This is a genomic window from Curtobacterium sp. VKM Ac-2884 (genome assembly GCF_015350945.1).
In the GTDB taxonomy this organism is placed as follows: domain Bacteria; phylum Actinomycetota; class Actinomycetes; order Actinomycetales; family Microbacteriaceae; genus Curtobacterium.
In genome coordinates this window covers 108,441-134,431 of record NZ_JADKSA010000001.1, presented here as the reverse complement: position 1 = coordinate 134,431, position 25,991 = coordinate 108,441, and the positions used below count along the sequence as shown (strand labels likewise).

The window sequence follows — 25,991 nt, the reverse complement described above, 5'->3', positions numbered from 1 at the left end:
CGGGCGAGGGGCTTCCCTCGCCCGCGTTCTCGTGCGCCCGAGCGGTGCACGTGAGACCGTGCGCCCGCGTGGCGCACTCGAGACCGTGCGCCCGCGTGGCGCACTCGAGACCGTGCGCCCGCGTGGCGCGCGCGAGACAGAAATAGACTCCCGAACATGAAGCTCGAACTCCGCGGCATCACCAAGCGGTTCGGCGCCCTGGTCGCCAACGACCACATCTCGCTCACCGTCGAGCCGGGTGAGGTCCACTGCCTCCTGGGTGAGAACGGCGCCGGCAAGTCCACCCTGATGAACGTGCTCTACGGCCTGTACGACGCCGACGAGGGCCAGATCCTGCTCGACGACGTTGTCCAGGACTTCGACGGCCCCGGTGACGCCATGCGCGCCGGCATCGGCATGGTGCACCAGCACTTCATGCTCGTCCCCGTCTTCACGGTCGCCGAGAACGTCATGCTCGGTCAGGAGCAGACCACCTTCGGCGGCCGGCTCGACCTCGCCGGCGCCCGCAAGCGGGTCAAGGAGATCTCCGACCGCTTCGGGTTCGACGTCGACCCCGATGCCAAGATCGAGGACTTGCCCGTCGGCGTCCAGCAGCGCGTCGAGATCATCAAGGCGCTCTCCCGCGACGCCTCCGTGCTGGTGTTCGACGAGCCGACGGCCGTCCTCACCCCGCAGGAGACCGACGAGCTGATGGGCATCATGCGGCAGCTCCGCGAAGCCGGCACCGCGATCGTCTTCATCACCCACAAGCTCCGCGAGGTCCGCGAGGTCGCCGACCGCATCACGGTGATCCGGCTCGGCAAGGTCGTCGGCGAGGCCTCGCCCGCGGCGACCAACAACGAACTGGCCGCGATGATGGTCGGCCGCGCCGTCTCCCTCGTCGTCGACAAGACGCCGTCGACCGGTGGCGAGGACGCCCTGGTCGTCGAGGGTCTCACCGTCACCGACCCGTCCGGCATCGTGCTCGTCGACGACGTGTCGTTCTCGGTCCGTCGCGGCGAGGTCCTGGCGATCGCCGGGGTGCAGGGCAACGGGCAGACCGAGCTGACCGAGGCGATCCTCGGTCTCGAGCCGGTCCACGCCGGCCGCATCACGCTGGACGGCAAGGAGCTCACCGGCCGCAGCGTCAAGCAGGTGCTCGACGCCGGCGTCGGGTTCGTCCCCGAGGACCGCAAGGAGGACGGCCTGGTCGGCGAGTTCACCATCGCGGAGAACCTCATGCTCGACCGGTCCGACCACGACCAGTTCGTCCGCGCCGGCACCATCCGTGCCGCCGAGCGCGACGCCTTCGCCGACGAGAAGATCGCCGAGTTCGACATCCGCACGCCGGGCCGCGCGACCGCTGCCGGTCGGCTGTCCGGCGGCAACCAGCAGAAGATCGTCCTCGCCCGCGAGCTCAGCCGCGACCTCCGGCTGTTCGTCGCCGCGCAGCCCACGCGCGGCATCGACGTCGGGTCGATCGAGTTCGTGCACAAGCGCATCGTCGCCACCCGCGACACCGGTGTGCCCGTCATCGTCGTCTCCACCGAGCTCGACGAGGTCGTCGCACTGGCCGACCGCATCGCCGTCATGTACCGCGGCGGCATCGTCGGGATCGTGCCGGCGACCACCCCGCGAGACGTCCTCGGCCTCATGATGGCCGGCGAGATCCCAGAAGGAACGGAGTTGGCCGCATGACCGGTTCGGCCGGCGAGATCCAAGCCACATCCACGACCGGAACGGAGTTGGCCGCATGACCGGTTCGGCCGGCGAGATCCAAGCCACATCCACGACCGGAACGGAGCTGGCAGCGTGACCGCGCAGGACCCAGACAACACGCAGCAGCCGCTCACCGACGACCGTCTGCAGGAGTCCCCGGAGACCCCGCACCTGATGACGGACTCGGCGGACGACACCGAGCGCCGCAACGGCGCCCCCGGCACCGACCGCTGGCACGCCGCGATGCAGAGCATCCTGAACGGCTCCGTGCTCGTCACGGTCCTCGCGGTCGTGCTCGCCCTCGTCGCCTGCGGCATCCTCATCGCCCTGACCGACGAGAACGTCCGCGCCACGGCCGGCTACTTCTTCGCCCGTCCCGCCGACATGCTCCAGGCCATCGGCACCGCGGTCGGCGGCGCCTACGCGTCGCTGTTCCAGGGCTCGGTGGTCAACTTCGGCGCCGCGAGCTTCCAGCAGGCGATCGCTCCGCTCACCCGGTCGATCGACTACGCGGTGCCGCTCGTCGTCGCCGGCCTCGGGATCGCGCTGTCCTTCCGCGCCGGGCTGTTCAACATCGGCGGCCAGGGCCAGATCCTGATGGGGGCCGCGGCCGCCGGCTGGGTCGGGTTCTCGTTCGACGGACCCGCCGCGATCCACATCCCGCTCACGATCGTCGCCGGCATCGTCGGCGGTGCGGTCTGGGGCGGGATCGTCGGTGTCCTCAAGGCGCGCACGGGTGCGAACGAGGTGGTCGTCACGATCATGCTCAACTACGTCGCGCTCTACCTGGTCAGCTACCTGCTCCGGACCCCCGGTCTGCTCCAGGCTCCGGGCAGCAGCAACCCGATCTCCCCGGCCACGAAGGACAGCGCGCTCCTGCCGCAGCTCTTCGGCGAGCGGTACGGCGTGGACCTCGGGTTCATCGTCGCGATCATCGCGGTCGTCGTCGTCTGGTGGCTCGTCAACAAGTCGTCGCTCGGCTTCCGGTTCCGCACCATCGGTGAGAACCCCCGCGCCGCCCGCGTCGCCGGCATGAGCGTGCCGGCACTGACGATCTGGGTGATGGTCATCTCCGGTGCCCTCGTCGGCATCGCCGGTGCCTACCAGGTGCAGGGTGCGGTCACGACGGGCTTCACCTCGGGCATCGACGCCGGCATCGGCTTCGACGCGATCACCGTCGCGCTGCTCGGCCGCTCGAAGCCGTGGGGCGTGTTCTGGGCCGCGATCCTGTTCGGCGTGCTGAAGAACGGTGGCTACGCCATGCAGGCCGCCAACGGCATCCCGATCGACATCGTCGGTGTCATCCAGGCCCTCATCGTCCTGTTCATCGCGGCGCCGCCGCTCGTCCGCGCGATCTTCCGGATCCCGCAGCCGGGAGCCCGCCAGCGCACGAAGACGAGCACGAACAGCAAGAAGGCGGTCGCCGCGTGAGCACCCTCAGCCCCACCGCGGCGCCCGCGTCGCCCCTGTCCGACCGTCCGGTCGAGACGACCCGCAGCTGGAAGCTCCCGATCGGGTACGCCGTGTTCACGCTGCTCGCGGTCGTGTTCTTCGTCCTGCTCAGCCGTGCCGGCACGACCACCTTCCGGCTCGCGAACGCCGGCGACTTCGTCGCGCTGCCGAACGTCCCGCTGTCGGCGGCACCGACCGGCTACGTCGTGGTCGTGCTCCTGGCGATCGCCACGGTCTACGCCGTCGTCGAGGTCCGCGCCTACCGGCACGTCCCGCTCTGGGTCACGTCGGTCTTCGCGATCGTCTTCGTCGTCGGCTTCCTGACGTGGGCAGCGGCCGGCGCGACGATCCCGCTGCCCGGCCTGCTGGTCGGCGCACTCGGGCTGAGCGTCCCCCTCGTGTTCGGTGCCCTCGGCGGCGTCATCTCCGAGCGGGTCGGCGTGGTGAACATCGCCATCGAGGGCCAGTTCCTCGCGGGTGCGTTCACCTCGGCGCTCATCGCGTCGCTCACCGGCTCCGCGTGGGTCGGGCTCGTCGGCGCGCTCGTCGCCGGTGTGCTCGTCTCGTTCATCCTGGCCGCGTTCAGCATCAAGTACCTCGTCGACCAGGTCATCGTCGGTGTCGTCATCAACGCCCTCATCTCGGGGCTGACCGGCTTCCTGTACTCGCAGGTGCTGTCCCCGAACGAGACCACGCTCAACGTCGGCGTCCGGTTCCCGAAGTTCGAGATCCCGCTGCTCCACCAGATCCCGGTGATCGGTCCGGTGTTCTTCGAGCAGAGCGTCATCGTCTACCTGGCGTACGTGGCCGTCGCGGTCGTCACCTTCGGCCTGTTCAAGACCCGCTGGGGCCTGCGCCTCCGCGCGGTCGGCGAGCACCCGCAGGCGGCCGACACGGTGGGCATCAACGTCACGAGCACCCGGTTCTGGAACGTGTCGCTCGCCGGCGCGATCGCCGGCCTCGGTGGTGCGTACTTCACGCTCGACGCGGTCGGACCGTTCACGAAGGACATGACCGCGGGCGCCGGCTACATCGCCCTGGCCGCCGTCATCTTCGGTCGCTGGGACCCGATCAAGGCCACGCTGGCGGCGCTGCTGTTCGGCTTCGCGTCGAACCTGCAGAACACGCTCGGGGCGATCGACTCGCCCGTGCCGAGCGAGTTCCTGCTGATGCTGCCGTACGTGGTGACGATCTTCGCGGTGGCCGGCCTGGTCGGACAGTCGCGTGGCCCCGCCGCGTCCGGCAAGCCCTACATCAAGAGCTGACGGCCAGGAGGCACGGCACATGACCGACACGCACGCTGCGGACGACGGCACGGCCGCGTCCACCGACGCGATCGCCTGGACGGACCCGGCCACGGCCCTGCGCGCGGGAGGCGGCGACACCGCCGCCGACGGGGCGGACGCAGCCACGGGCCTCCCGGTCGACGACGTGGACTGGGGCGCCCTCCGCGACGCCGCCACGGCCGCGATGCGGCGCGCCTACGCGCCGTACTCGTCGTTCCCGGTGGGCGCCGCGGCGCTCACCGACGACGGCCGGATCGTCTCCGGCTGCAACGTCGAGAACGCGAGCTACGGGGTGACGCTCTGCGCGGAGTGCTCGCTCGTGTCGCAGCTGCACATGACCGGCGGCGGCAAGCTCGTCGCGTTCACGTGCGTCGACGGCGACGGGGCGACCCTCATGCCGTGCGGCCGCTGCCGCCAGCTGCTGTTCGAGCACTCGACCGAGGGCATGCTCCTCGAGACGGTCTCGGGCATCCGCACCATCGACGAGGTCCTGCCCGACGCGTTCGGACCACGCACCCTCGCCACCTACCAACAGGAGCACTGATCCCCATGGCCGTCGAGCCGTTCGACACCGTCGACCTCATCCGCACGAAGCGATCCGGTGGCGCTCTGAGCACCGCCGAGGTCGACTGGCTCGTCGACGCGTACACACGCGGCTACGTCGAGGACCCGCAGATGGCCGCGATGGCGATGGCGATCTTCCTGAACGGGATGGAGCGGCGCGAGGTCAAGGACCTCACGCTCGCGATGATCGCGTCGGGGGAGCGGATGTCGTTCGGGTCGCTCGGCAAGACGACCGTCGACAAGCACTCCACCGGTGGGGTCGGCGACAAGATCACGCTGCCGCTCGCACCGCTGGTGGCGTCGTTCGGCGTCGCGGTGCCGCAGCTGTCCGGCCGTGGCCTCGGTCACACGGGCGGGACGCTCGACAAGCTCGAGTCGATCCCCGGGTGGCAGGCGGCGCTGTCGAACGACCGGATGATGGAGATCCTGTCCGACGTCGGTGCGGTCATCTGCGCCGCCGGCTCCGGCCTGGCACCGGCCGACAAGAAGCTGTACGCCCTGCGGGACATCACCGGCACCGTCGAGTGCATCCCGCTCATCGCGTCGAGCATCATGTCGAAGAAGATCGCCGAGGGCACCGGTGCGCTCGTGCTCGACGTGAAGTTCGGTTCCGGTGCGTTCATGCCGACCTACGAAGCGTCGCGCGAGCTCGCGCAGACGATGGTCGACCTCGGGAACGACGCCGGGGTGAAGACCTCGGCGCTGCTCACCGACATGGAGGTCCCGCTCGGGCTGACGATCGGCAACGCGCTCGAGGTGCGGGAGTCGGTCGAGGTGCTGGAGGGCGGCGGTCCGGCCGACGTCGTGGAGCTGACCGTCGCACTGGCCTCGGAGATGCTGACGCTCGCCGGGATGCCGGACGCCGATCCCGCCGCGGCGCTGGCCGACGGTCGCGCGATGGACACCTGGCGCCGGATGATCTCCGCGCAGGGTGGGGACCCCTCCGCCGCGCTGCCGGTCGCCCGCGAGCAGCACGTCGTCACGGCGCCGTCGTCCGGTGTGCTGGCGCAGCAGGACGCCCTGCCGTTCGGCGTCTCGGCCTGGCGCCTCGGTGCCGGTCGTGCCCGCGCGCAGGACCCGGTGCAGGCCGGGGCGGGCATCGAGCTGCACGTCAAGCCCGGTGACACCGTGACCGAGGGGCAGCCGCTCTGGACGCTGCACACCGACGACGCCTCGCGGATCCCGCGCGCGCTCGAGTCGCTCGAGGGTGCGTGGTCGATCGGCTCGTCCGACGCTGCCGTGGCGGCTCGCGGGCCGATCGTGCGGGAGCGCATCGCGGGCTGAACGCGACTGTCCGACCGACTGGAGGCTCTCTGCACACGTGTGGAGAGCCTCCAGTCTGTGCAGGGGTCTGTTGTGCACAGGTGCCTGCGCGTGGTCGGTGACCACCGATAGCCTGGTCGCATGAGCGCCGACGCCCCGACCTACCGCCTGCCCGACGCCGGGGCGGTCATCAACGACCTGCCGAAGGTCTCGCTGCACGACCACCTCGACGGCGGCCTGCGCCCCGCGACGATCGTCGAGCTGGCTGCTGCTTCGGGTGTGACGCTTCCGACCACCGACCCGTCCGAGCTCGGGCAGTGGTTCGCCGACCAGTCGAACTCGGGCTCGCTCGTCGAGTACCTGAAGACGTTCGACGTCACCACCTCGGTCATGCAGACGGCTCCGCAGCTGACGCGCATCGCCCGTGAGTTCGTCGAGGACCTGGTCGCCGACGGCGTCGTCTACGGCGAGGTCCGGTGGGCCCCGGAACAGCACCTGCAGGGCGGGCTGACGCTCGACGAGACGGTCGAGGCCGTGCAGGCCGGCATCGAGGAAGCGGTCGACGCCGCGGGCGGCAGCATCCGGGTCGGCCAGCTCGTCACCGCGATGCGCCACGCCGACCGCTCGCTCGAGATCGCCGAGCTCGCCGTCCGGCACCGCGACAACGGGGTGGTCGGCTTCGACATCGCCGGTGCCGAAGCCGGGTTCCCGGCGTCGAACCACCGTGCCGCGTTCGACTACCTCGCATCCGAGCTGTTCCCCGTCACCGTCCACGCGGGCGAAGCCGACGGACTCGCCTCGATCCGGTCCGCGCTGGTCGACGGCCGCGCGCTGCGCCTCGGGCACGGCGTCCGGATCTTCGAGGACGTCACCCTCTCCGACGCCGGTGACGGCTCGACGCTGGCCTCCCTCGGCGAGGTCGCCTCGTGGGTCCGCGACCGCGAGATCCCGCTCGAGGTCTCGCCGTCCTCCAACCTGCAGACCGGTGCGATCGCGGCCTGGGGCGACGACCTCGCCGACCACCCCTTCGACGTGCTCTACCAGCTCGGCTTCCGGGTCACGGTGAACACCGACAACCGCCTGATGAGCGGGACGTCGCTGTCGAAGGAACTCGCACTGCTCGCCGGCACGTTCGGCTACGACCTCGACGACCTGGCGGCGTTCCAGATCAACGCGGCGCTCGGCTCCTTCCTGCCGCTCGAGGACCGCGAGGAGATCATCGCGACCATCACCTCCGGGTACTCGGAGGCCTGACGCATGGGACTGCCGCCGCTGCCGGACGCCGCCGTGCTCCTCGGGGCCACCGCGCCCACCTGGCGTGACGCGATGCGCCTGGCCGGCGGCGCGCTCGTCGCGTCCGGAGCCACGACCGACGAGTACACGGACGCCATGATCGGCATGGTCGAGGAACACGGGCCGTACATCGTGATCTCCCCGGGGCTGGCGTTCGCGCACGCCCGACCGGGTGGCGCGGTCCTGCGTGACGGGCTCGCCGTCGTGACCATCGAAGCACCGGTCGCGTTCGGTCACCCGCACAACGACCCGGTCCGCGTGGTCCTGGGGCTTGCGGTCGCCGGGGTGGGGACGCACCTCGAGTCCATCGGCGAGATCGCGAACCTGTTCAACGACCAGTCCGTCACGGGGCGGATCGCCGACGCGACGACGGCGGACGAGGTCCGCACGATCATGGGGGTGTCCGCGTGAAGATCGTGACCATCTGCGGCGCGGGCATCGGCTCGAGCGGGATCCTCAAGGTGAACGCCGAGAAGGCGTTGTCCGCCCTCGGTCTGCAGGCGTCGGTCGTCGCGGCCGACGTGGCCTCGGTGCGCGACGTGTCCGACGACGCCAACGTGATCCTCACCAGCCAGGAGTTCGTCGAGGCGATCGGCGACACCTACGCCGAGGTCATCGTGATCCGGAACCACTTCGACCAGGGCGAGATCACGGCGGCGGTGGACCGGGCGCTCGGCGAGCACTGAGGTGGGTGCGGCGGGCGGCCGCTGGGGCGGGCGTCCGCCCTTTAGAGTTGGGGCATGAGCACCGAGAACCCGCTGAACGACCCCGCTGCCGACCCGTTCGAGGTCGCGCGGGACGCCGCCGCCGTCATCGCCGCGAAGTCCGGCATCGAGCGGCACGACATCGCCCTGACCCTCGGCTCGGGCTGGGGCAAGGCCGCCGACATCATCGGTGAGACCGTGTCCGAGATCCCGGCGGACCAGGTCCCCGGGTTCAGCGCCTCGGCCGTGCCCGGACACTCCGGCACCATCCGGTCGATCCGCCTCGCCGACGGCCGCCACGCGCTCGTCATCGGCGCACGTACGCACTACTACGAGGGCCACGGCGTCCGCCGGGTCGTGCACAGCGTCCGCACCGCCGCGGCCACGGGTGCCTCGGTCATGGTGCTGACGAACGGCGCGGGTGGCATCAAGGAGCACTGGACGCCCGGCACGCCCGTGCTCATCAGCGACCACATCAACCTGACCGCCGACAGCCCGCTCGAGGGGGCGACGTTCATCGACCTCACGGACCTGTACTCGTCCCGGCTGCGTGACGTGGCGCGCTCGGTCGACCCGTCCCTGGACGAGGGCGTCTACACGCAGTTCCGCGGCCCGCACTACGAGACCCCGGCCGAGGTCCAGATGGCCAAGGCCATCGGCGGGCACATCGTCGGCATGTCCACCGCGCTCGAGGCCATCGCCGCCCGACAGGCCGGCATGGAGGTCCTCGGGTTCTCCCTCATCACGAACCTCGCCGCCGGCATCCAGAAGACACCGCTGTCGCACACCGAGGTGCTCGAGGCCGGCAAGCAGGCCGAGCCCGTGATCGCGGACCTGCTCGCCCGCGTGGTGACCGCACTCGGGCAGCCCGCGTCGTGAAGATCGACCTCGACCACGTGCTCGGGACCGCTCGGTCCTGGCTCGCGCAGGACCCGGATCCGCAGACCCGCGACGAGCTGACCGCCGCGATCGACGCCGCGTCCGACGGCTCCGGTCCGGCCGTGCAGGCCCTGGCCGCGCGGTTCGGCGGCCGGCTGCAGTTCGGCACCGCCGGACTCCGCGCCGAGCTCGGCTACGGCCCGCTCCGCATGAACCGGGTCGTCGTGTCGCAGGCCGCTGCCGGTCTCGCACGCTTCCTGATCGACACCGGCCGGTCACGCAGCGTCGTGATCGGGTACGACGGCCGGGTGAACTCCGACGTCTTCGCGCGCGACTCCGCCGAGGTCATGCGTGGCCTCGGGCTCGAGGTCACGCTGCTGCCGGTCGCCCTGCCCACGCCGGTGCTCGCGTTCGCCGTACGGCACCTCGACGTCGGCGCCGGGGTGATGGTCACCGCGAGCCACAACCCGCCCCGCGACAACGGGTACAAGGTCTACCTCGGACAGGACGACGACGGGTCGCAGATCGTGCCGCCGATCGACGGTCGCATCGCGGACGCCATCGACGCCGTCGCGGCGGGGTCGATCACGGACCTGCCCCGGGGCACCGACTACACCGTCGCGTCGTCGGCGCTGCTCGACGCCTACGTGGCCGCCACCGCCGCCATCGTGCCGACCCCGACCCTGGCGCCCCAGGAGCAGCCGACGGTCGTGTACACGGCGATGCACGGTGTCGGGTGGGAGACCGCACGCGCGGTGTTCGCCGCCGCCGGGTTCGCGTCGCCCGCGGTCGTGCCGGAGCAGATCGAGCCGGACGGAGCGTTCCCGACCGTGTCGTTCCCGAACCCGGAAGAGCCCGGCGCGATGGACCTGGCGATCGCTCGCGGGCTCGCCGTCGGCGCAGACCTCGTCATCGCGAACGACCCCGACGCCGACCGGCTCGCGCTCGCGATCCCGGCGGTCGCCGACTCCGGGGACCCGACCTACCGCCGCCTGTCGGGCAACGAGGTCGGGTGGCTGCTCGGGTGGCAGGCTGCCGTCCGTGCGTCGGAGACCGGCGCCACTGGCACCCTCGCGGCGTCGATCGTCTCGTCGCCGGCGCTGGCCCGCGTCGCCGCCCGCCACGGTCTGGAGTACCGCGACACCCTGACCGGCTTCAAGTGGGTCTCGCGGGTCCCCGGGCTGCTCTTCGGGTACGAAGAGGCCCTCGGCTACCTGGTGGACCCGTCGGTCGTCCGCGACAAGGACGGCATCTCGGCGGCACTGTCGCTGCTGTCGTTGGCGTCGGACCTCGCCGCTGCCGGATCGTCGATCGCCGGGCAGCTCGACGCCTTCGCCGCCGAGTTCGGGGCGTTCGCGTCCGGGCAGGTCGCGACCCGCGTGGACGACCTGTCCCGCATCGGCGAGATCATGGCGTCGCTGCGGTCCGCGCCGCCGTCGTCGCTCGGCGGCCTGGACGTCCGCACCGTGACGGACTACGTCGACGGGGTGGAGGGCTTCCCGCCGTCCGACATCCTGCGCTACGACCTGACCGGTGACGCGCGCGTGATCGTCCGACCGAGCGGCACCGAGCCCAAGGTCAAGGTCTACATCGACACCGTCGCCGAGACCCCCGCCGAGGCCCAGCGCCTCGTCGACGCCCTCGCGGCGTCGGTCCGCCCCTTGGTCTCGTAGGGCGCTGCCCGCGCGCCCGGCTCGTTCGTGTTGCGCCCCGCTGCGGGCATCGCGCCCCGACTCTTCGGGGCGCGATGCCCGCGACGGGGTGCGCTGCCCCGTGGCTTGTCCACAGATCGCGCAGACCCTGCTCGCGACGGACCGTGCGTCGCGATCATCGGAGCATGGAACACGAACCCATCTCGACCGTCGGCCTCGCGCAGGACCCCGGTCGGGCGTCGGCGATCCGTCGCGCAGCAGATGCCGGCGCCCTCGTCCGGGTGCACCGTGGCACGTACGTCGGGTCGGGCGAGTGGGCCTCGATGACGGAACGCGAACGACATCGCATGCTCGTGCGGAGTGTGCTCGCCGGCGGGACGGGCTCCGTCGTGGTGTCGCACCGGTCAGCGGTCGCCGTGCTCGGACTGCCGTGGATCGGGGCGTTCGGCGAGCGTGTCACGGTGACCGACCCGTCCCGGGACCGGGGCCAGGTCAAGCGGAGCATCCAGCGCATCGGCAGCGCCGGCCGGCGACCGTCTTCCGTCGAGGTCGACGGTGTACCCGTCACGACGTTGACCGAGACCGCGGTCGACGTCGCCCTTCGCGAACACCCGTGGCGTGCCATCGTCGTGCTCGACGCGGTCCTGCGGCGCGGCGTCGAGCGGGCGACGATCCTCGAAGCGCTCGGCAGTCGCCGTGCTCGCGGGCATCGACGCGCGCGGGAACTGGTCGAGTACGCGGATCCGCTCGCCGAGTCACCGGGGGAGAGCATCACGCGGTGGGGTGCGCACGTGCTCGGCGCACCGGACCCGGTCCTGCAGCAGGAGTTCCGGCACGACGGCCTGCTCCACGACCGGGTGGACCTGTGGTTCGCGGAATCCGGGGTGATCGTCGAGTTCGACGGCCGGGTGAAGTACGACGACCCGCGGCGAGGACGCACAGCGGCAGACGCCCTGGTCGACGAGAAGCGCCGTGAGGACCGTCTCCGCCGTCGTCGGGGGGTCAACGGATTCGCACGGGTGATGTGGTCGGACGCGATGCCCGCGGGGCAGCTCCCGCGGATCCTGCACGACGCCGGGGTGCCGCTCGGTCCGAACTGGGGTACTGCCTGGCGTCATGCTGCGAGCCGCGCCCTCTGACGGTCATCGCGCCCCGAAAAGTCGGGGCGCGATGACCGCAGCGGGGCGCAACCCAAGCTGACGAGCCGCGACGGGCCCGCGACGGCCCGCGACGGGCCCGCGACAGCCCGCGACTCCGCGCGGCCTACGCCAGTTCGAGCAGCACGTGACCGGACGAGACCGTCTGGCCGACCGGGGCGTTCAGCCCGGTGACGACGCCGTCCTTGTGGGCCTGCACGGGCTGCTCCATCTTCATGGCCTCGAGCACGACGAGCAGGTCGCCCTTCACCACGGTGTCACCCTCGGCGACCGCGAGCTTCACGACGGTCGCCTGCATCGGCGACGCAACGGAGCCGCCGGACTTCGCGATACCGCCCTTGACCGCCGACGAGCGACGCTTCGGGGGAGCGGAGGGACCGGCCGGACGACGACCGGCGACACCGGCGGCGGCACCGCCACCGACGATCGACGGCATGGTGACCTCGATGCGCTTGCCCTGCACCTCGACGACCACCGAGTCGCGCGAAGCCGGCTCCGGAAGCGACTCGGGGGAGCCGCTCCACGCCGGGATCTCGTTGACGAATTCGGTCTCGATCCACTGCGTGTACACGGAGAACGGCGAGGAGTCGTCCGTCGCGAACGCCGGGTCCGACACGACCGCACGGTGGAAGGGGAGCACGGTCGGCAGGCCGGTGACCTCGAACTCGGCCAGTGCACGACGCGAGCGCTCCAACGCCTCGGCACGGGTGGCGCCGGTGACGATGAGCTTCGCGAGCATCGAGTCGAACGAACCGGACACGACGTCGCCGCTCACGACGCCCGAGTCGACGCGGACACCGGGGCCGGACGGCGCGTTGAAGGCGTGCACGGGGCCGGGCGCGGGGAAGAAGTTGCGGCCCGGGTCCTCGCCGTTGATGCGGAACTCGAACGAGTGACCACGCGCCACGGGGTCGGAGTAGTCGAGCACGCCGCCCTCGGCGATGCGGAACTGCTCGCGCACCAGGTCGATGCCGGTGACCTCTTCGGACACGCAGTGCTCGACCTGCAGGCGGGTGTTGACCTCGAGGAACGACACCGTGCCGTCGGCGCCGATCAGGAACTCGCAGGTGCCGGCACCGACGTAGCCGACCTCGCGCAGAATCGCCTTCGACGACTCGTACAGTCGCTCCTGCTGCGCGTCCGTCAGGTACGGCGCGGGTGCTTCCTCGACGAGCTTCTGGTGCCGGCGCTGCAGCGAGCAGTCACGCGTCGACACGACGACGACGTTGCCGTGCTCGTCCGCCAGACACTGGGTCTCGACGTGGCGCGGCTTGTCGAGGTACTTCTCGACGAAGCACTCGCCCCGACCGAACGCCGCGATGGCTTCACGCGTCGCCGACTCGAACTGCGAGGCGACCTCATCGCGCGTCCGTGCGACCTTCAGGCCACGGCCACCGCCGCCGAAGGCCGCCTTGATGGCGACCGGCAGGCCGACCTCGTCGGCGAACGCGATGACCTCGGAGGCGTCCTTGACGGGCTCGATGGTGCCGGGCGCGAGCGGCGCGCCGACCTTCTCGGCCACGTGGCGCGCGGAGACCTTGTCGCCGAGCCGCTCGATCGAGTCCGGCGACGGGCCGATCCAGGTCAGTCCGGCGTCGATGACGGCACGGGCGAAGTCGGCGTTCTCGGCAAGGAACCCGTAGCCCGGGTGCACGGCGTCTGCGCCGGACCGTCGGGCGACCGAGATGATCTTGTCGATGACGAGGTAGGTGTCGGCGCTCGTGGTGCCGTTCAGCGCGTAGGCCTCGTCGGCGAGGCGGGCGTGCAGGGCGTCACGGTCCTGGTCGGCGTAGACGGCGACCGATGCCTTGCCTGCGTCGCGGGCCGCGCGGATGATGCGGACGGCGATCTCGCCGCGGTTCGCGATGAGGACCTTGCTGATACGGGGCATGAGACATCAGCGTATTCGTGCAACGGGAGCACGAATTGACTGGCACCCACAAAGAACCGTGCCGAACAAGTGCGGATGTCTACAGTGACCAGAACTCGTGCCAGCGGACGCCGAAGCCGCGGAGCAGCATCGACCGCAGCACCGGCAGGGACAGCCCGACCACCGCCGACGGTGCCCCGTCGATGCGCGAGATGTACGCCGCCGCCTGTCCGTCGATGGTGAACGCCCCCGCGACCTCGAGCGGCTCGCCCGTCGCCACGTACGCGTCGATCTCCTCGGCGGACAGGTCGTCGGCGAACGTCAGCACGGCGCTGTCCACGGCGACCACGCGGTCGCCACCGGCGGCCAGGGCCGACCCGCCGGGCGAGACGTCCCCCAGCTCCGGCACGCCGGCAGGAGACGTCACCAGGCTGCGGACGGGAGGCGCGGGGCGGGCCGCATCCGGGCCTCCCGTCCGCCCCGTGGCCGGGTCCAGGTCGCGGCGCCGGTCGTCGCGTCGTCGATCGATGACGCAGTGCCCACTCCACAGCGTCCCGCCGCCGGCGGCGAGCATCTGCCGCCAGCGTTCCCGGGCCACCGACGGGTCGTGCGGCTTGCCGTACAGGCGCCCGTCGACCTCGAAGGCGGAGTCGCCGCCGAACACGAAGCCGTCGACCGGCGACCCGGCGACGTCGGCGTCCGCGACGGCCGATGCCTTGGCGACGGCCAGCAGCGAGACGAGCTCCGGGCCGGTCAGGTCACGGCCGAGCGAGGCGGCGGCAGCGGACGCCGCGGCGTCCTCGTCGACCCCGGGCGACACGAGCACGGGCTCGATCCCGGACTGGGCGAGGAGTGCTCGGCGGGCGGGGGATGTACTCGCGAGGTACAGACGCATGGGACCATCGAACCATGGGTGAATCCGTCGGAACGCTGCTCGAACTCGACGTCACCGGGATCGCCCACGGCGGCATCTCGGTGGCACGACACGAAGGCCGGGTGGTCTTCGTCTCCGACGCGATCCCCGGGGAGCGCGTCGTCGCCCGGGTGACCGAGGACCGGAAGAAGTCGTTCTGGCGCGCCGACACCGTCAGTGTCGTCACCCCGAGCGAGCACCGCGTCGACCACGTCTGGGCCGAGGCCGCGCTCGACCGCGACCCCGAGACGCGCCCGGGCGGTGCCGAGTTCGGCCACATCGCCCTCGCGCACCAGCGCACGCTGAAGCACGACGTGCTCGTCGACTCGTTCTCGCGGTTCGCGCACACCGACCTGGCGTCGGTGCTCGGCACGGACGTCGTCGTCGAGGCCGCACCCGGTGACGACGCCGCGAACGGCCTCGGCTGGCGCACCCGGGTCCGGCTGCACGTCGACGAGCACGGCACCGCCGGCCCGTTCGCCGCACGCTCGCACTCGGTCATCCCCGTCACCAGCCTGCCGCTCGCGAACGACGCCGTGCAGCAGAGCGCGCCGCTCGGCCGTGGCGTGATGCCCGGGTCGTCGGTCATCGACGTGCTGGCACCGAGTGGCTCCGAGGGCGCGCGCCTCGTCATCGACGAGCAGAAGCCCACCGTGGTGACCGAGGTCGTGGGGGAGCGCACCTTCGAGGTGGACGACAACGGCTTCTGGCAGGTGCACCGTGCCGCGGCGTCCGTGCTCACCGCGGCCGTGCAGGACCTGGTCGACCGCGACCGGCTCGACCCCGAGGGCACCCACCTGGACCTGTACGGCGGTGTCGGCCTGCTCGCCGCCGCGCTCGGCGACCTCGTCGGCCCGAAGGCGCGCCTCACGAGCGTCGAGAGCGCCGCGCGCGCGACCGAGCACGCGCAGGAGAACCTCGCCGAGTGGCTCGGTGCGCGCGCCGAGACCGGGCGGGTCGACCGCTGGCTCGCGAACACGGTGGCGAACGCCTCGCGCGCCGAGCAGGACCGGTTCCGCGCCGGCACGATCGTCCTCGACCCGCCGCGTGCCGGTGCCGGTCGTCAGGTCGTCGAGCAGATCGCGGCCCTGCACCCGTCGCAGGTCGTCTACGTCGCCTGCGACCCGGTCGCGCTCGCCCGCGACGTCGCGACGTTCGCCGACCTGGGGTACAAGCTCGAGGCACTGCGGGCGTTCGACCTGTTCCCGCACACCCACCACATGGAGGCCGTGGCGCGCCTGACACCCGCGCGCTGACGGGCAACCGGGCGGTTTCGTCCGCGTGGCGCGTCCGGTTTCCCCGGACCTGAGTCCAGCCTGGGTATCCTGGGCGCTGATGGCGATCCGGTTTCAGGGGCCGGGGACGCACATCGGAACGAGAGGCCACAGTGGGAGCAGGAACGACAACCGCAGCCGAGACGTCGGGCACGGCCACCAGGCCGGTCCGGGTCGCGATCGTGGACGACCACGAGTCCGTGCGACTCGGGATCCAGGCGGCGTGCCAGAACGAGGGCTTCGAGGTGGTGCTCACCGCCGCGAGCGTGCCCGAGTACGTCCAGAACCTCGACGGGCGCGAGGTCGACGTCGTCGTCCTCGACCTGTCCCTCGGAGACGGCTCGACCGTGACCGAGAACGTCAAGGGCGTGCAGGGGACCGGCTCCGCCGTGCTCGTGCACTCCATCGCGGACCGCGTCGCCAACGTCCGTGAGGCACTCGCAGCAGGGGCTGCCGGTGTCATCCCGAAGTCGTCCGCCACGAAGACGGTGATGGCAGCGGTCGCCACCGTCGCGCGTGGTGACGTGCTGAACAACCTCGAGTGGGCGAGCGCCATCGACGCGGACCGCGACTTCGCGAAGGCCCAGCTCGGCCGGCGCGAGCGCGAGATCCTGCACCTGTACGCCTCGGGCCTGCCGCTCAAGCTGGCGGCGCAGCAACTCGGCATCGGGTACTCCACGGCTCGTGAGTACCTCGACCGCATCCGCGTGAAGTACGTCGAGGTCGGTCGCCCGGCCCCGACGAAGGTCGACCTGCTGCGACGGGCGGTCGAGGACGGCATCCTCCCCGGGCTCGACTCGGGTATCGACCCCGACGGTGACGGTCGCTGAACACGATGGCGAGCGCGGCTGAGCCGGCGTCGCGCCGGGGGACCGGTCGGGGCAGCGGCCCGGGGACCGGTCGGGGGACCGGTCGGCGGTTCGGCCGCGTCGCAGCAGGCTCGAGCCGTGCTCCCGCTGGCGACCCGGTCGGCTTCGGGGACGGAGCGCCCTTCGGTGCCGACCCGTCACGCAGCGTCCGCGCGTCGATCACGCAGGCGTCGGTGGAGCGTGCCTTCGCGATCCTGCTGGCGATGACCGCGGTCGGCCTCGGCGTCGTCGACACCCCGGCGGTCCTCGCCCAGTTGCCCTACCTCGACCCGTTCTGGGGCCCGGTCGTCGCGATCGCGCTCGGGGCGTCGTTCGTCCTCGTCGGGGTCTCGGCGTTCGTGCCGCGGGTGGCGCAGTTCGCGCAGATCCTGTGCGCCCTGCTCTTCCTGGTCGCGTTGACCACGTGGCCGCTCACGGTGCAGGACCCGATCCCGTCGACGCAGCAGCCGTGGCCGTGGTGGTTCTGCACCGTCGGCTCGACCGCGGCGGCCATGGGCTTCGCCACCTGGCGGGCGACGATCTACACCGCACTCGTTCCGGCGGTCTACGTCGTCCTCCGGCTCACCCCGGTCGGCGGCGACGCCGGGCTCGTCCGTGCGCTGCTCGACGGCGTGTACACGGCGCTGCTCAGCGGTGCGGTGCTCGTCATCGCCGTGGTCCTCCGCCGTGCCGCTTCGTCGGTCGACACGGCGCAGTCGACCGCGGTCCGCCGGTACTCGCACGCCATCCGCGAGCACGCGGTCGAGGTGGAGCGCGTGCAGGTCGACGCGATCGTGCACGACAGCGTGCTGACGACCCTGCTCTCCGCCGCGCGGGCCGACACGCTCGAGGCGAAGACCCTCGCCGCCCGCATGGCGCGGAACGCCATCGACCACCTCGAGGCCGCGGCAGCCGACGGCCCGGACGACGACACCCCGGTCTCGCTCGCCGACCTCCGCGCCCGCATCGGCGAGGCGATCGGTGCCCTCGCGGCACCCGTCCGGCTCGTCCCGGCGCCGACCGGCTCGGTCCGACTGCCGGCGTCGGTCGCCGACGCCCTCGCGTCAGCAGCACTGCAGGCGGCCGTCAACAGCGTCCAGCACGCCGGTGGGCCCGACGTCGCCCGGTGGGTCCGCGTCGAGCAGCACGACGACGGTGTGCACATCGAGGTCGGTGACGACGGTCGCGGCTTCGACGTCGCGACGATCCCGTCCGAACGACTCGGGGTGCGGCGGTCGATCATCGAGCGCGTCGCCGCCGTCGACGGCCGAGCCGAGGTGCACACCGCCTCGGGTGAGGGCACGCGCATCGAACTGACCTGGTCGCCCGTGACGCCCACGACGACGGGAGCCGCAGCGTGAAGGTCTCCCTGCCCGCGAGCATCGCGCTCGGCCTGGCGTCGCTGTTCTCCCTCTACCACCTGGTCCTCGCCGTCGCGTCGCTGCAGCGCGTGCAGGACGTCGGCCCCGTGATCGCCTGCATGGTCCTCTACGCCGCGGCCACCGGCACCGCGCTGTTCGTGCCCGGCAAGGTCCTGCCGGTCTGGACGGCGTGCTTCTCGCTCGCCACCGCGATCGTGATGCCGCTGGTCGCGGCACCCGTCGTCGACCTGTCGAGGCCGCCGGGGCCCGCCACGTGGTGGATCGCCGCCGTCGGCACCCTGATGGTCGTGCTCGTCGTGCGGGGACGCGGCCCGTTCGCCTGGGCAGGGGTCCTGTTCCTCGCCGTGTACACGGTCGCCTGGGCCGGTCTCGATGCGCTGGGCGCACTCGGGGTGCTCGGCAGCGTGGCCTGGGTGGCGATCGCCACGGTGTTCGCCATCGCCATGAACCGAGCCATCCGGAACACCCGCGAGCTCGTCCGTGCCGAGCAGGAGACCGCCGACTGGCAGGCGGCGCAGGACGCCCACGTCTTCGAACGGCAGTTCCGCCTGAGCCAGACCACGCGGATGGCGCTGCCGATGCTGCAGCGGATCATCGACTCGTGCGGTGACCTCGACGACGCGGACCGAGCCGAGTGCCTGCACCTCGAGCAGGCCATCCGCGACGAGATCCGTGGCCGCTCCCTGCTGTCCGAGGACGTCCGCGACGAGGTCATGCGCCTGCGCCGCCGGGGTGCGACGGTGCAGCTGCACGACGACGGCGGTCTCGACGAGCTCGAGGTCGACGACGTCCGCCGCATCCACGCCCGCATCGCCGAAGCGCTCCGCCAGGCCCGCGAGGCCGACAACGTCATCGTCCGCACCGTCAGCGAGGGGTCCGACTCCGCGGTCACGGTCGTCGGGCTCAAGCTCGACACGGCCGCGAGCGAGTCCGCCGCCCTCGGAGCGGGCATGGAGGACGACGACGGCGACGAGGACGACTCCGTGGCCCTCTGGCTCGAGATCCCGCGGCACGAGCCCGCCTGAGGCGGGCTGCGCCTGCTCGAGCTGGCGCCCGGTGCGTGCGCATCGTCGCGCGCGGCGAGACGGAAGCGACAAGGTCGATGTCGTACGACATCGAGGGTGTCGCTCGTGCGCGCGCGCAACTGTTGTGTCCGCGTGCGGACGACTACGTCGACGTCGTACGACGTCGAGGACGTCGTTCCGGGTCCGTGGGACGCGCGCGCGGCGGTGGACGCGGGGCGTGGCGGCCGGGAGGCGCTTGGCGGCGCCGCCACGGGCCTCCCTGCCGCAACGTGGTCGCGCCGGGCTGGCGCCGACGGCTGACGCGACAACACGGACGTCGTACGACGTCGGGGGCGTCGCTCGTGCGCGGGTGCAACTGTTGCCGGCGCCGGGGGACGACACTGTGGACGTCGTACGACGTCGAGGATGTCGTTCCGCATCGACGGCCGGCGCGAACGCCCCCGGAAACGGGGAACGGGCCGGTCGTATCCGACCGGCCCGTTCACGACCCGAGGCTGAGCGACAACCCGAATGTCGCCCTGCCTCGCAGCGGGCGGTGGCGTCGTACCCTAGTCGGCCACCGACCTGCGATGTTCTTCGTTGAAGGACACCGAACACCAGTAACTATGCCAACCCGCAACCCCGGTGTCAGTCGTCATTATGGGGGACAAATTCGGCATTTCCGGTCCACTTGGGCGATTCGTGTCCCCCGTGCGAGGGGATACCGACCGGGAAGTGCAGCCTGCAACCTCCGCTTACTCGGGGATGCCAGGGGTACAGCGAGGTCAGCGGAGCGAACGGCCCCAGGCGCCGGGACCGTGGTCGAGCGGGCGACGCAGCCCGCGGGCCGAGGCCTGCCACCCGGTGCGCGGCTCGTCGACGAGCTCGGCGCGACCGGCTGCTGCGGCCTCGTCGGCCTGGCGCTGCAGCACGGCGACGACCGCTGCGAGCTCCTCGGGGGTGGGCTCACCGGAGACCACCCGGACGTCGGCCACCGAGGCGGGCTCGTCCGAGGAGACCGGTGCTGCGTGACGACCCATCAGTGCGCACCCATCAGAGGGGGATGTTCCCGTGCTTCTTGGGGGGCAGCGTCGCACGCTTGCCGCGCAGGGCACGGAGCGCCTTGATGACGGAGACGCGGGTGGCGTGCGGCTGGATGATGCCGTCGAGCTCACCGCGCTCGGCCGCCAGGTACGGCGACGCGACGTTGTAGGTGTACTCGTTCGCGAGCTTCGTGCGGACCGCTGCGACGTCCTCGCCGGACTCCTCAGCGCGCTTGATCTCGGCGCGGTACAGGATGTTGACGGCGCCCTGACCACCCATGACGGCGATCTCGGCGGTCGGCCAGGCGAGGTTGATGTCGGCACCGAGCTGCTTCGACCCCATCACGATGTACGCGCCGCCGTAGGCCTTGCGCGTGATCACGGTGACGAGCGGGACGGTGGCCTCGGCGTAGGCGTACAGGAGCTTCGCGCCGCGGCGGATGACCCCGGTCCACTCCTGGTCGGTGCCGGGCAGGTAGCCGGGCACGTCCACCAGGGTCAGGATCGGGATGCCGAACGCGTCGCAGAACCGCACGAAGCGGGCTGCCTTCTCGCCGGCGTCGATGTTCAGCGTGCCGGCCATGGCCTGCGGCTGGTTCGCGATGATGCCGACGGTGCGGCCCTCGACCCGGCCGAAGCCGATCAGGATGTTCGGCGCGAAGAGCGGCTGGACCTCGAGGAACTCGCCGTCGTCGACGACGTGCTCGATGATCGTCGTGACGTCGTACGGCTGGTTCGTCGAGTCCGGGATCACGACGTCGAGCTCGTGGTCGGCGTCGGTGGTCTCGAGCTCGGGGGCGACGTCGTAGGCGGGAGCGTCGGACAGGTTGTTGTCCGGCAGGAACCCGATGAGCGAGCGGGCGTAGTCGAGCGCGTCGGTCTCGTCCTCGGCCAGGTAGTGGGCCACGCCGGAGACCGCGTTGTGGGTCTGCGCGCCGCCGAGCTCCTCGAAGCCGACGTCCTCGCCGGTGACGGTCTTGATGACGTCGGGGCCGGTGACGAACATGTGGCTGGTCTTGTCGACCATGATCACGAAGTCGGTGAGCGCGGGGGAGTACACCGCGCCGCCGGCCGCCGGGCCCATGATGATCGAGAGCTGCGGGATGACGCCGGACGCCTGGGTGTTGAGGCGGAAGATCTCGCCGTACTTGCCGAGCGCGACCACGCCTTCCTGGATCCGGGCCCCGCCGGAGTCGAGGATGCCGATGATCGGCACGCCCGTCTTCAGCGCGTGCTGCATCACCTTGATGATCTTCTCGCCGGCGACCTCGCCGAGCGAGCCGCCGAAGACGGTGAAGTCCTGCGCGTACACGGCGACGTTGCGGCCGTGGATCGTGCCGACGCCGGTGACGACCGCGTCGCCGTAGGGGCGCTTGGCGTCCATGCCGAACGAGGTGGTGCGGTGGCGGACGAACTCGTCGAACTCCACGAAGGAGTTCTCGTCGAGCAGCTGCTCGATGCGTTCGCGCGCGGTGCCCTTGCCCTTGGCGTGCTGCTTGGCGATCGCGGACTCGCCCGCGGCGGTCACGGCCTCGTGGTACCGCTCGCGGAGGTCGGCCAGTCGGCCTGCCGTCGTCGAGAGATCGGGGGTGTCTCCTGAAGTCACCCGCTCACCCTACCGGCGGCGGGGGCGGGGCCGGTTGGAGGACCCCCACGGTTCCTGCCCGTACATTTGCGTGCATGTCCACATCCCCGTCGTCGTCGTTCCCCGTCACCAGCGAGGCGGTCCGGTCGGCGGGCGCGACCCTCACCGTCCCCGACGAGACCGGCTCGACCAACGCCGACCTGCTCGCCGTGGCACCCGAGCAGCAGCACGGCAGCGTGGTCGCGACCCTCCACCAGACCGCGGGTCGCGGACGCCTCGACCGCACGTGGAGCGCACCGGCCGGCGAGGCGCTGGCCGCGAGCCTGCTCGTGCGCGCCGACCTCGCCGACCACGACCGTGGTTGGCTGCCCCTCGTCGCCGGCGCCGCCATGCGTGACGCGATCGCACGGGTGCTGCCCGCCGGCGCCGACGTCGCCGTCAAGTGGCCGAACGACGTCCAGGTCGCGGACGACAAGGTGTGCGGCATCCTCTGCCAGGTCGCCCCCGACGGCAGCATCGTGGTCGGCGCCGGTGTGAACCTCACGATCCCCGCCGACCGCCTGCCGACCCCGACGTCGACGTCGCTGCTCGTGGCCGGCGCGGTCGACGACGCCCCAGCGTTGGCCGACGCGGTCCTGTCCGCCTTCCGGGCAGCCGTCCTGGAGGCGGTGGCCGCCCTGGTCGGCGGTGGTCCCGCCGCCGAGTCGGTCCGGTCCCACGTCCGCGCCGCGTGCGGCACGATCGGTCGCCGCATCCGCCTCGAGCTGCCCGACGGCACCGTGGAAGAGGCCGACGCCACCGGCATCGACGACGCGGGCCGCATCACGATCCGGGATCGAGCGGGTGACTCCAGGGGCGTCGCCGTGGGGGACGTCACCCACCTGCGGTATGCATGACGGCATGACCGCCGAGCCGCCGCCCGAACGCGTCGTCGCTCGCCTGCGACCGCACGCTCGTCGGCTCGTGCGCCCGGCGGTGTTCGTCGTGCTGGTCGTGGTCGCCGGCGGGTTCGGGTTCGGTGTGTTCCAGGCGCAGCTGGCGTGGCTGAACGCCGTCGTCGCCGGACTCGTCGTGGTGCTCGTGGTGTTCGGCGGCGCCGTGCCGCTGTTCCGCTGGATGTCCGAGCGGTACGTCGTCACGACCCGGCGGCTCGTCGTCGTGCACGGGCTCGGCACACGGACCCGGCAGGAGCTCCTGCACTCCCGCGGGTACGACGTGACGGTGCGCCGGCGCGGGCTCCAGGGGGTGTTCCGCTCCGGTGACGTCCTGGTGTTCCCGGGAGACGACCCCGCCGTGGTGCTCGCGGACGTCCCGCACGCCGACCTCGTGGTGGCCGTCCTGCACGACCTGGTCGAGGCGTACGAGGCCCGGCGACGCCACCGCGAGCCGGACTGGGACGAGATCGTCGGCGGCCCGGACCGACCGCCGTGGGGCGACGTCCGCGCCTGACGGAGCCACGACACCCGGGGCACCGCGGTGCTGGAACTCCCACGAGAAACCGGTACCTTCTTCGTCGTGCGTATCTCTGTCATCGGCTGCGGGTACCTCGGTGCCGTGCACGCCGCCTCCATGGCCAAGCTCGGACACGAGGTCGTCGCCGTCGACGTCGACCCGACCAAGATCGAGCGGCTCGCTGCTGGCGAAGCCCCCTTCTTCGAACCCGGGCTCCCGGAGATCCTGACCGAGGCGCTCGCCTCCGGCCGGATCCGCTTCACCACCGACATGGCCGAGGTCGCCGGTGCCCGCGTGCACTTCCTCGCCGTCGGCACCCCGCAGAGCCCGACCGGTGCCGCGGACATGACCTACGTGGACGCCGCGGTCGCCGCGCTCACGCCGTACCTGTCCGCCGGCGAGTTCGTCGTCGGCAAGTCGACCGTCCCGGTCGGCACGGCCGCTCGCCTCGCCGCCGAGGTGTCCGAGGCCGTGCCCGGGGCGACGCTCGTCTGGAACCCCGAGTTCCTGCGTGAGGGCTTCGCCGTGCAGGACACCATCAGCCCGGACCGCTTCGTCTACGGTGTGCCGGACGGTGACGCCGGGCAGGCCGCCGTCGACGCACTCGACGAGGTCTACGCCGAGGCACTCGCGTCCGGCACCCCCCGGCTCGTCGTGAACCTGCCCACCGCCGAGCTCGTCAAGATCAGCGCGAACGCGTTCCTCGCCACGAAGATCTCGTTCATCAACTCGATGGCCGAGATCGCCGAGGTCGCCGGCGCCGACGTCACCGCGCTCGCCGACGCCATCGGTCACGACGCCCGCATCGGCCGCAAGTTCCTGAACGCCGGCCTCGGCTTCGGCGGCGGCTGCCTGCCCAAGGACATCCGGGCGTTCCAGGCGCGGGCGAACGAGCTCGGCGTCGGGGAGTCCCTGGCGTTCCTGGCCGACGTCGACGCCACGAACCTGCGTCGTCGTGCGCACGTCGTCGAGCTGGCGCAGGAGCTGCTCGGCGGTGTCGTGACCGGCAAGCGCGTCGCGGTCCTCGGCCTGGCCTTCAAGCCGAACTCGGACGACGTCCGTGACTCGCCCGCCCTCGACATCGCCGCACGCCTGCACGAGCTCGGCGCCACGGTGTCGGCCTACGACCCCGAGGCCGTCGTCACCGCGCGTCGCGTGCACTCGGAGCTCGACTTCGTCGAGACGGCGGCGGACGCGCTGTCCGGCGCGGACCTGGTCCTCGTGCTGACCGAGTGGACCGAGTTCCGCGAGCTCGACGCGACCACGGTGGCGTCCCTGGTGTCGAGCCCGGTCGTCATCGACGGCCGCAACTGCCTCGACCGCGACGCCTGGACCGCCGCCGGCTTCACGTACCGCGGCATGGGGCGCTAGCCGCGACCGACAGCAGGCCCGGTGCCGGTCCGTGGGACCGGCACCGGGCCTCCTGTGCATCTGCCGCGTCGTCAGCCGATGGCTGCGCGCAGCACCGCCCGGTAGCGCTCGCCGATGCGCTCGGTGGAGAAGTCCGCCGCCGACACGACGGCCTGCTCCTGGTACCTCGCCCGTGCGGCGTCGTCGGTGAGCACGCGGCACAGGGCGTCGCGGAGGGCGTCGACGTCACCGGGGGCGACGAGGACGCCGGACACGTCGTCGTGCACGACGTCCCGGATGCCCGGCAGGTCGCTCGCGACGATCGCGGCGCCGACGGCAGCGGCCTCGAGCAGGGTGACCGGCAGCCCCTCTTGGTCGCCGTTCGCCGCCGGGATCGACGGCACCGCCACGACGGTGGCCGCGGCCAGGGTCTCGAGCACCTCGGTGCGCCCGCGCTGGCCCAGGAACGTCACCGGCAGTCCGGCGGCCTGTTGCTCGAGCTGCGCCCGGTAGGGGCCGTCCCCGACCACGGTGAGTCGCCACGGCACGTCGTCGCCGAGTCCCCGGAGCGCCTCGATCAGGTTGCCGAAGCCCTTCTTCTCGACGAGCCGGCCGACCGCCACCACGTGGTGCTCCTGCGCGGCGACGCGGGCGCGGGTGGCGCGGGCCGGACCGAGGTCGACGCCCATCGGGATGACGGTGGAGCGCGCCTCGGGCACGCCCCACTCGGTCAGGCGCTCGCGCATCTCGGAGTTGACGGTGGTGACGTGCGCCGAACGGCCGAAGACCCAGCGCTTCAGGCGGACCAGGGGAGCGGCGCGGAGCGCGTAGATGTCCCCGCCGTGAGTGGTGACGACGATGGGCACGCCCGGGGCCGCCAACGTCGCGACGAGTGCCTGCGGGATCGCCCAGTGCGCGTGGATGACGTCGGGCTTCGCGGAGCGGACCACGCGGCGGATCGCGAACCACTGCGCGAGCACCAGGGCCGGCACCTGCACGATGCGCGAGCGGCGTTCCTTGAGGTTGTCGAGGATGGCGCCGTCGGCCAGGTCCTCGAACGCCTTCGGGAAGTACGGGAACCGCCGGACGCCGACGTCGCCGATGCGTTCGGTGGTGGCACCGCCGGGCACCCGCGGGGTGAGCACCATCGTGTCGAACTCGAGGGCCTCCTGGTGGGCGAGGTCGAGCACGAACGCCGGCACACCGTCGTCCGGGCGGGCCGGGAACGTCGATCCGAGGACGAGCAGGCGGGGGCGGGCAGAGGGGGTGGGGCGGGACATCGTGCCTTTCCGGGGGTCGCGGGGGACGGTCCGGTAGGCTCT

23 protein-coding genes are annotated in these 25,991 nt (G+C 71.8%); 18 read left to right on the top strand and 5 right to left on the bottom strand.

Features of this window, described 5'->3' with window-relative positions:
- Positions 1-156: 156 nt before the first annotated feature.
- The 11 genes from ITJ60_RS00580 (at position 157) to ITJ60_RS00530 (ending at position 11,930) form a co-directional block, all read left to right on the top strand.
- A complete protein-coding gene (locus tag ITJ60_RS00580; RefSeq protein ID WP_194646341.1) occupies positions 157-1,677 on the top strand; it encodes an ABC transporter ATP-binding protein in 1,521 nt (506 codons plus the stop codon).
- Between the two features lie 114 nt (positions 1,678-1,791).
- On the top strand, positions 1,792-3,129 hold the full coding sequence (locus ITJ60_RS00575) for an ABC transporter permease (RefSeq protein WP_416371898.1): 1,338 nt from the start codon (positions 1,792-1,794) through the stop codon (positions 3,127-3,129).
- Positions 3,126-4,415 carry an ABC transporter permease gene (locus ITJ60_RS00570; protein WP_123672263.1) on the top strand — a complete coding sequence of 430 codons (1,290 nt, stop codon included), beginning with the start codon at positions 3,126-3,128 and terminating at the stop codon, positions 4,413-4,415. The genes ITJ60_RS00575 and ITJ60_RS00570 overlap by 4 nt, the downstream gene beginning before the upstream one ends.
- Positions 4,416-4,581: 166 nt before the next feature.
- A complete protein-coding gene (locus ITJ60_RS00565) occupies positions 4,582-4,980 on the top strand; it encodes a cytidine deaminase (protein ID WP_123339066.1) in 399 nt (132 codons plus the stop codon).
- A 5-nt stretch (positions 4,981-4,985) separates the two neighbouring features.
- Positions 4,986-6,284 (top strand): thymidine phosphorylase, encoded by a 1,299-nt coding sequence (locus tag ITJ60_RS00560; RefSeq protein ID WP_123938686.1) that lies wholly within the window; start codon positions 4,986-4,988, stop codon positions 6,282-6,284.
- Between the two features lie 120 nt (positions 6,285-6,404).
- On the top strand, positions 6,405-7,517 hold the full coding sequence (locus ITJ60_RS00555; RefSeq protein ID WP_131922382.1) for an adenosine deaminase: 1,113 nt from the start codon (positions 6,405-6,407) through the stop codon (positions 7,515-7,517).
- A 3-nt stretch (positions 7,518-7,520) separates the two neighbouring features.
- Entirely contained in the window at positions 7,521-7,967 is a 447-nt protein-coding gene (locus tag ITJ60_RS00550; RefSeq protein ID WP_194646340.1) for a PTS sugar transporter subunit IIA, read from the top strand.
- Complete coding sequence (locus ITJ60_RS00545; protein ID WP_123292189.1) at positions 7,964-8,242, top strand: PTS sugar transporter subunit IIB; 279 nt, start codon at positions 7,964-7,966, stop codon at positions 8,240-8,242. Before ITJ60_RS00550 ends, ITJ60_RS00545 begins: the two co-directional genes overlap by 4 nt.
- Before the next feature lie 54 nt (positions 8,243-8,296).
- On the top strand, positions 8,297-9,139 hold the full coding sequence (locus ITJ60_RS00540) for a purine-nucleoside phosphorylase (RefSeq protein WP_194646339.1): 843 nt from the start codon (positions 8,297-8,299) through the stop codon (positions 9,137-9,139).
- Complete coding sequence (locus ITJ60_RS00535; protein WP_194646338.1) at positions 9,136-10,812, top strand: phospho-sugar mutase; 1,677 nt, start codon at positions 9,136-9,138, stop codon at positions 10,810-10,812. The genes ITJ60_RS00540 and ITJ60_RS00535 overlap by 4 nt, the downstream gene beginning before the upstream one ends.
- 164 nt (positions 10,813-10,976) lie before the next feature.
- On the top strand, positions 10,977-11,930 hold the full coding sequence (locus ITJ60_RS00530; protein WP_194646337.1) for a hypothetical protein: 954 nt from the start codon (positions 10,977-10,979) through the stop codon (positions 11,928-11,930).
- 124 nt (positions 11,931-12,054) lie between these two features.
- Here ITJ60_RS00530 and ITJ60_RS00525 read toward each other — a convergent pair whose 3' ends face one another.
- Both ITJ60_RS00525 and ITJ60_RS00520 read right to left on the bottom strand, forming a co-directional pair.
- Complete coding sequence (locus ITJ60_RS00525; protein WP_194646336.1) at positions 12,055-13,839, bottom strand: biotin carboxylase N-terminal domain-containing protein; 1,785 nt, start codon at positions 13,837-13,839, stop codon at positions 12,055-12,057.
- 79 nt (positions 13,840-13,918) lie between these two features.
- Positions 13,919-14,713 (bottom strand): Maf family protein, encoded by a 795-nt coding sequence (locus tag ITJ60_RS00520; RefSeq protein ID WP_194646335.1) that lies wholly within the window; start codon positions 14,711-14,713, stop codon positions 13,919-13,921.
- A gap of 14 nt (positions 14,714-14,727) precedes the next feature.
- Here ITJ60_RS00520 and ITJ60_RS00515 point away from each other — a divergent pair, with 14 nt between their 5' ends.
- The 4 genes from ITJ60_RS00515 (at position 14,728) to ITJ60_RS00500 (ending at position 19,260) form a co-directional block, all read left to right on the top strand.
- Positions 14,728-15,987: a class I SAM-dependent RNA methyltransferase gene (locus ITJ60_RS00515; RefSeq protein ID WP_194646334.1), complete on the top strand. Its 1,260-nt coding sequence runs from the start codon at positions 14,728-14,730 to the stop codon at positions 15,985-15,987.
- Positions 15,988-16,118: 131 nt separating this feature from the next.
- Positions 16,119-16,835 carry a response regulator transcription factor gene (locus ITJ60_RS00510; protein ID WP_111086608.1) on the top strand — a complete coding sequence of 239 codons (717 nt, stop codon included), beginning with the start codon at positions 16,119-16,121 and terminating at the stop codon, positions 16,833-16,835.
- A gap of 5 nt (positions 16,836-16,840) precedes the next feature.
- Positions 16,841-18,214, top strand: coding sequence for a sensor histidine kinase (locus ITJ60_RS00505; RefSeq protein ID WP_194646333.1), 1,374 nt, complete (start codon positions 16,841-16,843; stop codon positions 18,212-18,214).
- Entirely contained in the window at positions 18,211-19,260 is a 1,050-nt protein-coding gene (locus ITJ60_RS00500; protein WP_159573020.1) for a hypothetical protein, read from the top strand. The genes ITJ60_RS00505 and ITJ60_RS00500 overlap by 4 nt, the downstream gene beginning before the upstream one ends.
- Positions 19,261-20,024: 764 nt before the next feature.
- On the opposite strand, the gene ITJ60_RS00495 is transcribed toward ITJ60_RS00500, so the two are convergent.
- Positions 20,025-20,279 (bottom strand): acyl-CoA carboxylase subunit epsilon, encoded by a 255-nt coding sequence (locus ITJ60_RS00495; protein ID WP_194646332.1) that lies wholly within the window; start codon positions 20,277-20,279, stop codon positions 20,025-20,027.
- 13 nt (positions 20,280-20,292) lie between these two features.
- Entirely contained in the window at positions 20,293-21,888 is a 1,596-nt protein-coding gene (locus tag ITJ60_RS00490; RefSeq protein WP_123672255.1) for an acyl-CoA carboxylase subunit beta, read from the bottom strand.
- A 74-nt stretch (positions 21,889-21,962) separates the two neighbouring features.
- Here ITJ60_RS00490 and ITJ60_RS00485 point away from each other — a divergent pair, with 74 nt between their 5' ends.
- The 3 genes from ITJ60_RS00485 (at position 21,963) to ITJ60_RS00475 (ending at position 24,690) form a co-directional block, all read left to right on the top strand.
- On the top strand, positions 21,963-22,763 hold the full coding sequence (locus tag ITJ60_RS00485; protein WP_194646331.1) for a biotin--[acetyl-CoA-carboxylase] ligase: 801 nt from the start codon (positions 21,963-21,965) through the stop codon (positions 22,761-22,763).
- A gap of 4 nt (positions 22,764-22,767) precedes the next feature.
- Positions 22,768-23,316 carry a PH domain-containing protein gene (locus ITJ60_RS00480; RefSeq protein ID WP_123292200.1) on the top strand — a complete coding sequence of 183 codons (549 nt, stop codon included), beginning with the start codon at positions 22,768-22,770 and terminating at the stop codon, positions 23,314-23,316.
- Between the two features lie 66 nt (positions 23,317-23,382).
- Entirely contained in the window at positions 23,383-24,690 is a 1,308-nt protein-coding gene (locus ITJ60_RS00475; RefSeq protein WP_194646330.1) for a UDP-glucose dehydrogenase family protein, read from the top strand.
- A gap of 71 nt (positions 24,691-24,761) precedes the next feature.
- Here ITJ60_RS00475 and ITJ60_RS00470 read toward each other — a convergent pair whose 3' ends face one another.
- Positions 24,762-25,949, bottom strand: coding sequence for a glycosyltransferase family 4 protein (locus tag ITJ60_RS00470; protein ID WP_194646329.1), 1,188 nt, complete (start codon positions 25,947-25,949; stop codon positions 24,762-24,764).
- Positions 25,950-25,991 lie beyond the last annotated feature (42 nt).

Bases quoted from the DNA above. Each gene is read 5' to 3' on its own strand.
- ITJ60_RS00580 (WP_194646341.1), top strand. From the start codon at position 157: ATGAAGCTCGAACTCCGCGGCATCACCAAGCGGTTCGGCGCCCTGGTC.
- ITJ60_RS00560 (WP_123938686.1), top strand. From the start codon at position 4,986: ATGGCCGTCGAGCCGTTCGACACCGTCGACCTCATCCGCACGAAGCGA.
- ITJ60_RS00555 (WP_131922382.1), top strand. From the start codon at position 6,405: ATGAGCGCCGACGCCCCGACCTACCGCCTGCCCGACGCCGGGGCGGTC.
- ITJ60_RS00550 (WP_194646340.1), top strand. From the start codon at position 7,521: ATGGGACTGCCGCCGCTGCCGGACGCCGCCGTGCTCCTCGGGGCCACC.
- ITJ60_RS00540 (WP_194646339.1), top strand. From the start codon at position 8,297: ATGAGCACCGAGAACCCGCTGAACGACCCCGCTGCCGACCCGTTCGAG.
- ITJ60_RS00530 (WP_194646337.1), top strand. From the start codon at position 10,977: ATGGAACACGAACCCATCTCGACCGTCGGCCTCGCGCAGGACCCCGGT.
- ITJ60_RS00525 (WP_194646336.1), bottom strand. From the start codon at position 13,839: ATGCCCCGTATCAGCAAGGTCCTCATCGCGAACCGCGGCGAGATCGCC.
- ITJ60_RS00520 (WP_194646335.1), bottom strand. From the start codon at position 14,713: ATGCGTCTGTACCTCGCGAGTACATCCCCCGCCCGCCGAGCACTCCTC.
- ITJ60_RS00515 (WP_194646334.1), top strand. From the start codon at position 14,728: ATGGGTGAATCCGTCGGAACGCTGCTCGAACTCGACGTCACCGGGATC.
- ITJ60_RS00505 (WP_194646333.1), top strand. From the start codon at position 16,841: ATGGCGAGCGCGGCTGAGCCGGCGTCGCGCCGGGGGACCGGTCGGGGC.
- ITJ60_RS00495 (WP_194646332.1), bottom strand. From the start codon at position 20,279: ATGGGTCGTCACGCAGCACCGGTCTCCTCGGACGAGCCCGCCTCGGTG.
- ITJ60_RS00485 (WP_194646331.1), top strand. From the start codon at position 21,963: ATGTCCACATCCCCGTCGTCGTCGTTCCCCGTCACCAGCGAGGCGGTC.
- ITJ60_RS00480 (WP_123292200.1), top strand. From the start codon at position 22,768: ATGACCGCCGAGCCGCCGCCCGAACGCGTCGTCGCTCGCCTGCGACCG.
- ITJ60_RS00470 (WP_194646329.1), bottom strand. From the start codon at position 25,949: ATGTCCCGCCCCACCCCCTCTGCCCGCCCCCGCCTGCTCGTCCTCGGA.